The organism is Caldimonas taiwanensis NBRC 104434, assembly GCF_001592165.1.
GTDB classification, from domain to species: domain Bacteria; phylum Pseudomonadota; class Gammaproteobacteria; order Burkholderiales; family Burkholderiaceae_C; genus Caldimonas; species Caldimonas manganoxidans.
The window spans coordinates 45,624-55,992 of the sequence record NZ_BCWK01000018.1 but is presented as its reverse complement, the minus strand read 5'-3'; the positions used below and the strand labels follow the sequence as shown (position 1 = coordinate 55,992).

The 10,369-nt window shown below is 65.3% G+C and carries 9 protein-coding genes and 1 pseudogene; 7 read left to right on the top strand and 3 right to left on the bottom strand.

The window, feature by feature from the left end; translation table 11 throughout:
- Positions 1-157 precede the first annotated feature (157 nt).
- Complete coding sequence (gene ptsP, locus CTA01S_RS13375; RefSeq protein WP_062196259.1) at positions 158-1,945, bottom strand: phosphoenolpyruvate--protein phosphotransferase; 1,788 nt, start codon at positions 1,943-1,945, stop codon at positions 158-160.
- A gap of 192 nt (positions 1,946-2,137) precedes the next feature.
- On the opposite strand from ptsP, the gene CTA01S_RS13370 reads away from it, so the two are divergent.
- The 7 genes and pseudogenes from CTA01S_RS13370 to CTA01S_RS13340 all read left to right on the top strand — a co-directional run bounded on the left by CTA01S_RS13370 (position 2,138) and on the right by CTA01S_RS13340 (position 8,531).
- The gene (locus CTA01S_RS13370) at positions 2,138-3,373 is read left to right on the top strand and encodes a class I SAM-dependent methyltransferase (protein WP_062196263.1); all 1,236 of its coding nucleotides are present in this window, start codon (positions 2,138-2,140) and stop codon (positions 3,371-3,373) included.
- Positions 3,374-3,385: 12 nt separating this feature from the next.
- Positions 3,386-3,709, top strand: coding sequence for a DUF1840 domain-containing protein (locus tag CTA01S_RS13365; protein ID WP_019561299.1), 324 nt, complete (start codon positions 3,386-3,388; stop codon positions 3,707-3,709).
- Between the two features lie 29 nt (positions 3,710-3,738).
- Positions 3,739-4,371: a YbhB/YbcL family Raf kinase inhibitor-like protein gene (locus CTA01S_RS13360; RefSeq protein WP_062196257.1), complete on the top strand. Its 633-nt coding sequence runs from the start codon at positions 3,739-3,741 to the stop codon at positions 4,369-4,371.
- A gap of 78 nt (positions 4,372-4,449) precedes the next feature.
- Positions 4,450-5,112 (top strand): histidine phosphatase family protein, encoded by a 663-nt coding sequence (locus tag CTA01S_RS13355; RefSeq protein WP_062196254.1) that lies wholly within the window; start codon positions 4,450-4,452, stop codon positions 5,110-5,112.
- Between the two features lie 72 nt (positions 5,113-5,184).
- Positions 5,185-6,231, top strand: a pseudogene (locus CTA01S_RS13350) (sterol desaturase family protein); the annotation flags it as partial.
- Between the two features lie 213 nt (positions 6,232-6,444).
- A complete protein-coding gene (locus CTA01S_RS13345) occupies positions 6,445-7,500 on the top strand; it encodes a glycosyltransferase (protein WP_232301063.1) in 1,056 nt (351 codons plus the stop codon).
- Between the two features lie 8 nt (positions 7,501-7,508).
- The gene (locus CTA01S_RS13340; RefSeq protein ID WP_062196248.1) at positions 7,509-8,531 is read left to right on the top strand and encodes a glycosyltransferase family 2 protein; all 1,023 of its coding nucleotides are present in this window, start codon (positions 7,509-7,511) and stop codon (positions 8,529-8,531) included.
- 140 nt (positions 8,532-8,671) lie between these two features.
- On the opposite strand, the gene ruvB is transcribed toward CTA01S_RS13340, so the two are convergent.
- Both ruvB and ruvA read right to left on the bottom strand, forming a co-directional pair.
- Entirely contained in the window at positions 8,672-9,739 is a 1,068-nt protein-coding gene (gene ruvB / locus CTA01S_RS13335) for a Holliday junction branch migration DNA helicase RuvB (RefSeq protein WP_019561305.1), read from the bottom strand.
- Between the two features lie 10 nt (positions 9,740-9,749).
- A complete protein-coding gene (ruvA, locus tag CTA01S_RS13330) occupies positions 9,750-10,325 on the bottom strand; it encodes a Holliday junction branch migration protein RuvA (protein ID WP_062196244.1) in 576 nt (191 codons plus the stop codon).
- Between the last annotated feature and the right edge of the window lie 44 nt (positions 10,326-10,369).

Genomic DNA, 10,369 nt, shown 5'->3' with positions numbered 1-10,369 from the left:
CGTCTGCTTTGCTTCACTTGAACTTGCGCCACCGGGGCTCTTCGTCGCCTCGGCGCGCTGCTCAGTTGTCGTATCGCAGCGAAGACCGAAACTATAGCACACTTTCGAGTGGTCGTGCCAGCCCCCTAGGCTCCCACCCGGTGGCGCGGCCCGGCCTTCAGTGGGCGAGGGTGTGCTCGCGGGCGAGCTCGGGCCGCAGCAGCTGTCCGCAGGTTTCCTGCGGGTTCTCGCTGGCCAGCACGGTCTGCACGTGTTGCGCCAGACGACGCGTGTCCACACGCAGGATGCGCTGCTTGATGGTGGCGATTTGCGAGGGATGCATCGAGAAGCTGCGCAAGCCCATGCCCAGCAACAAGGCCGTGAACGCAGGATCGCCGGCCATCTCGCCGCAAATGCTCACGGCTTTGCCCGCGGCCCGAGCGCAGGCGATGGTGTCGGCCACCAGACGCAGTACCGCAGGATGCCAAGGATCGTACAGATGCGCCACGGCCTCGTCGGCACGGTCGATGGCCAACGTGTACTGGATGAGGTCGTTGGTGCCCAAGGACACGAAGTCGAAATACCGTAAGAACCGCTCGACCTGCAGGGCTGCCCCGGGCACCTCGATCATGGCTCCCACTTCGACATCGGTATAGGGCAGACCCGCATCGCTGAGTTGCTGTTTGGCCCGCGCCAGGGCCTCGAAGGTCTGCCGCACCTCCGCCAGATGCGTGAGCATGGGGATCAATAGGCGCACCTTGCCGTACGCGCTGGCTCGCAAGATGGCGCGCAGCTGCATGCGAAACATGCTGGGCTCGGACAAACTCCAGCGGATCGCGCGCAAGCCCATCGCAGGATTGAGGGTGTGTTCGTGGCGCAACTCGTTGTGAGACATGCGCTCCAAGGGCTTGTCGGCGCCGATGTCGATCGTGCGGATGGTCACGGGCAGTCCTTGCATGGCCTGCACGACAGCCCGATAGGCCTCGAACTGCTCGTCCTCGCCGGGCAAGGCGCCGTTGCGATTCATGAAGAGGAACTCGGTGCGGAACAGCCCCACACCCACGGCGCCGGCTTGCAAAGCCCCCGGCGCATCCTGCGGCAGCTCGATGTTGGCCAGCAGTTCGACGCGCTCACCGTCGAGCGTGACGGCCGGCGTGTGCCGCAAGCGCGCCAGACGCTCGCGTTCGAGCTCGCTTTGGCGCTGACGAAAGCGGTATTCCTCCAGGATGATGGGCGAAGGATCGACGATGACCACCCCGGCGTCGCCGTCGATGATGACCCAGTCGTCCTGGCGGATGAGATGGCTGGCTTCTCGAGCGCCGACCACGGCAGGGATGCCCATGCTGCGCGCGACGATGGCCGTGTGCGAGGTCTTGCCGCCCACGTCGGTGACGAACCCCTGAAAGACGCTGCGCTTGAACTGCAGCATATCGGCCGGCGCAATGTCATTGGCAATGAGCACGAGGGGGTCCTCCCCTCCCCAGTCGTGGGGGGCGGATGCAGGCGGGGCCGACAAGACTGAACCGTTGCGCCCGAGCGCGCGCAGCAAGCGTTCGACGACCTGCTCGATGTCGGCTTTGCGCTCGCGCAGGTAGTCATCCTCCATCTCGTCGAACTGGCGCGCCAGAACTTCGAGCTGGGCCGACAGGGCCCATTCGGCGTTGTAATGACGCTCGACGATCCATTGTTTGGTGGCCCCGGTCAGCGCCTCGTCGTGTAACAGCATCAGATGGACATCGAGCAAGGCCGCCAACTCGGCCGGCGCATCGGCGGGCATGTCGCGCTTGAGGCCGGCCAGCTCTTCGGCCACGGCATCGCGTGCCTGGCGCAGCCGGTCGATCTCCGCCTCGACACGGTCAGGGCTGATGAAGTAGTGGGCCACGTCCACGCGGCTGGAGGCCACCAGGACCGCTTTGCCGATGGCCACGCCGCGCGCTACGGGCAATCCGAAGACTTGGAGGGTCATGTCCGGATGCTAGCAGCGCCGCCCGCCGCGGTCATGAGGGTTGGCCGCGACCCGCAGCGGCTTGCAGCCGGTCCGCATTGCGCACCGGCATCCTTGCAGGAGCCGGCCTGCATCGGTCAGACTCGGGGGCGAGCGCGGCGCGCCCGTCAGCGACGCGTCCGATGTGTGACCAAGCTTGCGGAGGACCTCATCATGTCAGGGCTTGCGGGCCTGATCGAGCAGAAACTGGAAGGCTTGCCACGGCCGGTGGCGCTGCAGTGGCCCGGCGGCAGCGCCGGCGCGCAAGATGCAGCGGTGCGACTGAAGCTCCATGAACCGCGCTGGTTGGCCGCCTTGGCGCGTGGGCAGATCGGCGCGATCGCCGACGCGTACGTGATGGGTGAGCTCGACATCGACGGCCACATGCGTGACTTGATGGCCGTGGCCGCCGCTTTGGTGGGCAACCCGGTCGCACGAGGGCAGCCGAGTTGGTGGCAGCGCTGGTGGCGGTCGGCACGCTCGCGTTGGCGCCATCACAAGGCGCGCGACGCGCGGCAGATCGAGTTTCATTACGATGTGTCGGACGATTTCTACGCACTGTGGCTGGATCCGAGACGGGTGTATTCCTGCGCGTATTTCCGCGAGTCGGACATGACGCTGGCCCAGGCGCAGGAGGCCAAGCTCGATCACATCTGCCGCAAGCTGCGGCTTGGGCCCGGTCAGCGCTTTTTGGACATCGGCGCGGGCTGGGGCGGCTTGCTGTTGTGGGCGGCTCAACACTACGATGTGAAGGCCGAGGGGATCACGCTGTCGCGCAATCAGCATGCGTATGTCAACCGGCTGATCGACGAACTGGGCTTGCGCGGACGGGTGCAAATGCATTTGCGGGATTACCGCGACGTGCCGGAAGACACTCCCTATGATCGCATCGCCTCGGTGGGCATGTTCGAGCATGTCGGGCGGGCTCAGCTGGTGAGCTATTTCGACAAGATCCGCCGCCTGCTGATCCCGGGCGGCCTGGTGATGAATCACGGGATCACGGCCGCTGGGCTGCACAATGCCCAGCTCGGCGCCGGCATGGGGGATTTCATCGAGAAGTACATTTTTCCCGGCGGCGAGCTGGAGCATGTCTCGGAGGTCACCCAAGCACTGAGCGCCGGGGGGCTGGAGCTCCTGGATGCGGAAAACCTTCGGCCTCACTACGCGCGCACGTTGTGGGCCTGGTCCGACGCGCTGGAAGCCCAGCTGGAGCGGGCGCGCGCGCTCACCAACGACAAAACGGTGCGCGCCTATCGTCTGTATCTGGCGGGTTGCGCAATGAGTTTCGAGCAGGGGTGGATTTCGCTGTTCCAACTGTTGGCGGCGCGGCCCAGTGGGTCTGTGGACGAGGGCTCGATGCGCGGGGCGCAATCGGCCTATCCTTTCAACCGGGAATACATGTACCGTTGAGGCGGAACATCGATGCTGTACAAATTCAAGTCCAAGGCCGCCGCCGAGGTGATCATGACGTCTGCGCACGGGGACCATGTGATGCGCCTGATCGGCAAGCCCCCCGGGCAAAAGGGCATTCTCTTGCCGCAGGAGATGCCAGCCGCGTTGAGCGCGCTGGAGCAGGCCATCGCGCAGGAAGAACATGCCCGACGCCAAGCCGAGCAAGAGGCCCAGGCCGAAGGGCACAGCCTTCCGCCGCCCGAGGACGTGAGCCTGCGGCAGCGCTTGTGGCCCCTGATCGAGATGATCCGGCGCTGTCATGCCGCCGACAAGGAAATCGTCTGGGGGGTATGAAGCCCACCCTTGCCTGACAGGAGAGCAACATGAAACTGTGGAGCCAGAGCTGGAACGATGGACAAGCCATCCCCGAGCGCTACGCGGCCGGACGCCCGGATGCGCAGGGTGGCGTGACGTTCTCGGACAATCTCAACCCCCATTTGGCTTGGAGTGGGCTGCCCGCGGGCACGCAATCACTGGTGTTGATGTGTCACGATCCGGACGTGCCCAGCCGGGGCGAGGACGTCAATCAGCCCGACCGGGAAGTGCCAGCCGACCTGCCGCGGGTGGACTTTTTTCATTGGGTGATGGTCGATCTGCCGCCCACGTTGAGCGAGATCGCCGAGGGCGAGTTTTCCCGAGGGTTCACGCCGCGGGGCAAGCCCGGCCCCGCCACCCTGCACGGGGCGCGGCACGGCCTGAACGACTATACGGGGTGGTTTGCCGGCAACCCTGACATGGCAGGCTCGTATTTCGGCTATGACGGCCCCTTCCCTCCGTTCAACGATGCGCTGGTGCACCACTATGTGTTCACGCTGTTCGCGCTGGATTTGGCGCGCTGCCCCGTCGAAGGCGCGTTCACGGGCGCGCAAGTGCGCCAAGCCATCGCCGGGCATGTGCTAGGCTCGGCGTCTTTCGTAGGCACCTACACGCTGAATCGGCGCCTGCGCGCTGGCTGACCGTCCCGCGGGACGGTCGGTGGCGTCGTTTCCAGCGCGCCCCCCGCCCGCGTTGCGCCGTCCTGCGTCCTGTCTTGCATGTCCGATCCGCTCCCTACCCGCATCGTGGCCATCCGCCATGGCGAGACCGCCTGGAATGTCGATGCCCGAATCCAGGGTCACCTGGACATCCCGCTCAATGACACGGGACGGCGCCAGGCCGCGCGTTTGGCTCGGGCCCTGGTCGATGAAGGCTTGCACGCGGTGTACAGCAGCGATCTGAGCCGCGCCCGGCAAACGGCGCAAGCCGTGGCCGAGCGCATCGGCTTGTCGGTGCACACCGTGCCGGGCTTGCGCGAGCGTGCCTTTGGACATTTCGAGGGTCGGACCTTCCGCGAGATCGAGGCCCAATGGCCCGAGCAGGCCCAGCGATGGCGACAGCGCCACCCCGAGTTCTGCCCGCACGGCGGTGAGAGCTTGACCGGCTTTTACCGGCGGGTGGTCGCACAGGCGGAAGCCTTGGCCCGCGCCCACCCCGGCCAAACGATCGCCTTGGTTGCCCATGGTGGCGTCCTGGACTGTTTGTATCGGGCAGCCACGCGGATCGACCTGCGCGCGCCACGCACCTGGGAATTGGCCAACGCCAGCGTCAACCGGCTGCTGTACACGCCGGAGGGCTTCACGCTGGTGGGGTGGGCCGACACTCAGCATCTGCACGATGTGGCGCTGGACGAGACCCTGGCGGGGCCGCGGGCGTGCTGAGGGTCTCCCCGTAGTTCACGGTCGCCCCCAGCTGCGCACAATGGGAGTTTGTGCTCGGCTCCGGCAGGTCCTATGGAAGGCGCACAGATCATCGTTTTGGCCACCCCGGTTTTTCTGTTGTTGATCGCCGTGGAGTATGTCGTAGGACGCTGGCGGGGACGCAACACCTACCGACTCAATGACGCGCTCAGCAGCATCGGCCTGGGCATCATGAGTCAGGTGGTGGGGGTCTTGACCAAGGCGTGGACCGTCGGGATCTATTCCGTGGCTTACCAGCATCTGTCCCTCTGGCAGTTGCCGACCGATGCGCTGTGGGTGTGGGTGCTGGGCTTGCTGCTGTATGACCTGTGCTACTACTGGCACCATCGCCTGGGTCACGAGTGTGCGTTGTTTTGGGCGGCCCATGTGGTGCACCATCAAAGCGAGGACTACAACCTGTCCACCGCTTTGCGGCAAACCAGCTCCGGCTGGATGGGAGGCTGGCTGTTCTATCTGCCCATGGCCGTGCTGGGATTTCCTCCGCTGGTCTTCGGTGTGGTGGCGCTCATCGACCTGCTCTACCAATACTGGGTGCACACGCAGCAAGTCGGCAAACTGGGCTGGTTCGACCGGGTGTTTTGTTCTCCGAGCAATCACCGGGTGCACCATGCCGTCAATGACAAGTATTTGGACAAGAACTTTGGCGGCATTCTGATTTTGTGGGACCGCCTGTTTGGCACCTTCGAGGAAGAGGACGACCGCGAGCCCTGCGTTTACGGTACACGCAGCCCGCTGCGCAGCTGGAATCCCGTCTGGGCAAACCTGCAGGTCTATCGCGACTTGGCGCTGGATTGCTGGCGCACGCGCCGCTGGAGCGACAAGCTGCGCGTGTGGTTCAAGCCACCGGGCTGGCGCCCGGCCGACGTGGCCGAGCGCTTTCCGAAGCCTCCCTTCGATCTGTCACGGGTGCAACGCTACGACCCGCCGATGCCGCGTTGGGCCCAATGGGCCGCCGGCACGCTGTTCTTGGCCTTGTTGGGAGCCACTGCCGCCTTCCTATGGCAGGCGCACACGCTCAGCCTGGGGGCGCAAGTCGGCGCCGCAGCGCTGATCATGGCCGGGTTGTGGGGCGTGTCGGCCTTGTGCACCACCTCGGCCCCACAGCAGGTGCCTGCGGTGGGTCAAACCGCCTGAGACGCCCGCAGGCTCGTGCTATCCTTCTCGGGTTGGCCGAGTTTGCGGCAGCAACTTCCTTGCGGCCCTCATCGTTTTGTCGTCGCGCGTTTGTCGTCCCCACCTGACCGTCCACGCATCTTGCATTTCGTCACCGGAGGCTTCTCGGGAGCCACTCAGGTGGCGATCGACCTCGTTGACGCTGCACTGTCCAGCGCGCGCACCGAACCCTTGCTGGTCTTGCGGCGCAAGCCTCAAACGCCACGCTCCCGTATCGACGCGCTGAAGGAGCGCGGCATGCCAGTGGCCACGGTGGCGTCTTGGCCCCACGCCTTGACGGTTTGGCAACTGGTGCGCCTGTGCCGCAAGTTTCGGCCCCAGGTGCTGGTGGCACATGGGTTCAGCGAGCACCTCTGGGGACGGTATGCCGGTCTGTTGGCCAAGGTGCCGGCCTTGGTGCATGTGGAGCACAACTCGCGTGAGCGCTACACGCCTTGGCGTCTGGCGCAGGCGCGTTGGCTGGCCCGGCGCACTGCGCGCATCGTTGGTGTCTCCGAGGGTGTGCGCGAGCAACTGCTGAGACTGGGCTTCCCGCAAGATCGCACCGTGGCGATCCCCAATGGCATCCGGCTGGAGCGATTCGCGCAGGCCGACGAGCATCCCCTTGAAGCACGTGAGCCAGGCATCGTGATGGCGGCCCGCTTCGCCAAGCAAAAAGACCACGCCACCTTGCTACAGGCCATCGCGGTATTGAAGACTCGGGGGTGGACGCCCCCGGTGTGGCTGGCCGGTGGCGGCAAGCCACGGCACCTCGAAGCAGCGCGGCAGTTGTGCCATCGCCTCGGCCTGGACGGGCAAGTTCACTTTCTGGGGCACTGCAGCGACCTGCCCGGTCTGCTGATGAGCCAGCGCATCTGCGTTTTGTCCACTCACTATGAGGGGATGCCCTTGTCCCTGGTGGAAGGCATGGCCGCCGGCTGTGCCGTCGTGGGCACGGCCGTGCCGGGCGTTCGCGAACTCATCGACCATGGCCACAATGGCCTGCTCGTTCCCCATGAGGACCCCGTCGCGCTGGCCGATGCGCTGTGCGAGCTGCTGTCCGACGCGGCCAAAGCCAGTCGGCTGGCTCGACAAGGACGCCAGACGGCGCTGAACCGACATGGGCTGGACCTGATGCAGCGCCGCTATGAAACGCTGTTTCTGGCGCTGGCCGGTTCGACCTCTCCTCATGCCTGAGTCCCTTCATGGACACCTCTCCTTGGCTAAGCGTTCTCATTCCCGTCTACAACGTCGAGCTCTATTTGCAGGCCTGCGTGGAGTCGATCCTGATGCAGGCCGACGAGCAGGTGGAAATCGTCTTGCTGAACGATGCCTCCACCGACGGGTCTGTGCAGGTGATCTCGCGGCTGCAGCAGTCCTGGCCGGGACGGCTACGCGTCTTGCACCATGACCGCAACCGTGGGCTGAGTGCGGCACGCAATACGATGCTGGATGCGGCACGTGGGCGTTACGTGTGGTTCGTGGATTCGGACGATCTGATGGCCCCCGGCGCGATTGGTGAGCTGCGAGCCACCGTCGATCGTGACGCGCCGGACCTGGTGCTTTGCGATTTCAGCGTGCTGCGTGAGCGCCCTCGGCTGAAGCATCGGCTACGCGGAGAATCGCATCGACGCACCTTCATCGGTCCGTCTGGCCGCACGCTCACGGACCGATCCGTGTTGTTCGCCGGGGTGCTCGAGGGAGTGAATCTGCATGCGTGGTCCAAGATCGCCAAGCGCGATCTGTGGGCCGATGATCTGCGGTTCCCGCAGGGGCGCTACTTCGAAGACATGATGGTGATCCCTCGTCTGGTCCTGCGCGCCCAAAGCTTCCATCACGTGGCCCGCCCCTGGATCCGATACCGTCAGCGACAGGGCAGCATCCTGGCAACCATGTCCATGCAAAAGGCCCAGGACATGTCCCGTTCTTTGCTGGGAGTGCGTGAAGCGCTGGCCTCGGCGCCGTTTCAGCCAACGCCTCGAGCGCAGTTCGCACTGGCTTACTTGGCGGCCCGAAACTACATCGGCGCCGCCCGGTATGTGGCCAAGCACCACCCTCAACACCAAGCCGCCAGGCTGCGCGAGTTTCGCCAGGATTTCATGCAAACGATTTCGCTGGACTTGCGTGAACTGCGCCAGGCCTATCTGAGTCGGGGTTGGATTTGGCGTTGGCTGCGTCTGCAGCATTGGCTGCGACAGGCCCCGGTTGGATCGAGCGAGCCGCGGTGACCCCAACGAGGCAGAACAACCGTTGGCAAGGCCGCCGCACGGAGCCCGCGGCATCGCGTGCAAGGTCGTCGATCGATTCTTCTCGGCGGCTGGATGCGTGCCGCACTGTGGCCGGACGATGTCGCTGACGATGCCTCTTCTCAAGGGCCAGTGTCGAACAGCCCACCCTCGCCACTTTTGGGGGCCACCAAGCCCAGGTGCCGATAAGCCGTGGCCGTGGCGATGCGGCCGCGCGGGGTGCGTTGCAAGTAGCCCTGCTGGATGAGATAGGGCTCGATCACATCCTCGATGGTGTCGCGCTCCTCCCCGATGGCGGCAGCCAGGTTGTCCAGGCCCACCGGACCGCCGTCGAAGCGATGGATGACGGCTTCGAGCAGTTTGCGGTCCATCACGTCGAACCCCATGGGATCCACATCGAGCATGGCCAGGGCACGATCGGCAATCGCTTTGTCGATGTGACCGTTGCCTTTGACCTCGGCATAGTCGCGCACGCGGCGCAGCAGGCGGTTGGCGATGCGCGGCGTGCCACGCGAACGTCGGGCGATTTCCATCGCGCCTTGCGGGTCGATGGAGGCATTGAGCAGGCCGGCAGACCGGGTGACGATGCGCGTGAGCTCCTCGGCGGTGTAAAACTCCAGCCGCGCCACGATGCCAAAGCGGTCACGCAAAGGATTGGTGAGCATGCCCGCGCGGGTGGTGGCCCCCACCAGCGTGAAGGGCTGCAGGTCGAGTTTGATCGAGCGTGCAGCCGGGCCTTCGCCGATCATGATGTCGATCTGGTAGTCCTCCAACGCGGGATAGAGGATTTCCTCGACCACGGGGCTCAGACGATGAATTTCGTCGATGAAGAGCACGTCGTTGCGCTCGAGATTGGTCAGCAGGGCGGCCAGGTCTTTGGGTTTTTCGAGCACGGGCCCGGAGGTCTGGCGCAGGTTGACCCCAAGTTCGTGGGCAATGATGTGCGACAGCGTGGTCTTGCCCAGGCCCGGCGGACCGAACAGCAAGACGTGGTCCAGCGCTTCACCACGCTTTTTGGCCGCGCCGATGAAGATTTCGAGCTGCTCGCGTGCCTTGGTCTGGCCCACATACTCGGCCAGTCCTTTGGGGCGCAGCGCGCGCTCCAGAGCTTCTTCCTGGGGCGAGGTGGGCGCCGCCGACACGACCCTGGCGCGTGGCGGTGGCGTGAAGTCGTCGGTCTGGATGCTCATGGGCGCCGGCTCACTTGGCAAGGGACTTCAACGCCAGTTTGATGCCCTCACTGACGCCCACGTCCTCGGGCACAGACTTGAGGGCCGCGGCGGCCTCCCGTTCGCTGTAGCCCAGGGCCACCAGGGCCTGCAGCACGTCGGCCTGCACTTCGTTTTTGACCGACACGTCCGCCACCCCCAGTTCCGCGCCGAGCTTGCCCTTGAGTTCGAGCAGCAATCGCTCGGCCGTCTTTTTGCCGATGCCGGGAATGCGCGTCAGGCGGCCTGCCTCTTGCACACTGATGGCCTGGGCCAGTTCGGCCACGCTCAGGCCTGACAGCAGCGACAGGGCCATGCGCGGCCCCACGCCCGAGACCTTGATGAGTTGGCGAAACGCATGGCGCTCGGCCGCCGTGCCGAAACCATAGAGCGTTTGCGCGTCTTCGCGCACGACGAAATGGGTCAGCAGCGTGGCCCGCTCACCCAGTGGGGGCAGGTGGTAGAAGGTGCTCATCGGCACGTCGACTTCGTAGCCGACGCCGCCCACATCGATCAACACTTGCGGAGGGGCTTTCTCCGCGATGACGCCCGTCAAACGACCGATCATCCCGGCATTATCGCGGGGGTCGCGGGGGCGTCGCCGCCGACGGC

What these genes read in the sequence shown, in the direction of transcription:
- ptsP (WP_062196259.1), bottom strand. Translation starts at nt 1,945, where the DNA reads ATGACCCTCCAAGTCTTCGGATTGCCCGTAGCGCGCGGCGTGGCCATC.
- CTA01S_RS13370 (WP_062196263.1), top strand. Translation starts at nt 2,138, where the DNA reads ATGTCAGGGCTTGCGGGCCTGATCGAGCAGAAACTGGAAGGCTTGCCA.
- CTA01S_RS13365 (WP_019561299.1), top strand. Translation starts at nt 3,386, where the DNA reads ATGCTGTACAAATTCAAGTCCAAGGCCGCCGCCGAGGTGATCATGACG.
- CTA01S_RS13360 (WP_062196257.1), top strand. Translation starts at nt 3,739, where the DNA reads ATGAAACTGTGGAGCCAGAGCTGGAACGATGGACAAGCCATCCCCGAG.
- CTA01S_RS13355 (WP_062196254.1), top strand. Translation starts at nt 4,450, where the DNA reads ATGTCCGATCCGCTCCCTACCCGCATCGTGGCCATCCGCCATGGCGAG.
- CTA01S_RS13340 (WP_062196248.1), top strand. Translation starts at nt 7,509, where the DNA reads ATGGACACCTCTCCTTGGCTAAGCGTTCTCATTCCCGTCTACAACGTC.
- ruvB (WP_019561305.1), bottom strand. Translation starts at nt 9,739, where the DNA reads ATGAGCATCCAGACCGACGACTTCACGCCACCGCCACGCGCCAGGGTC.
- ruvA (WP_062196244.1), bottom strand. Translation starts at nt 10,325, where the DNA reads ATGATCGGTCGTTTGACGGGCGTCATCGCGGAGAAAGCCCCTCCGCAA.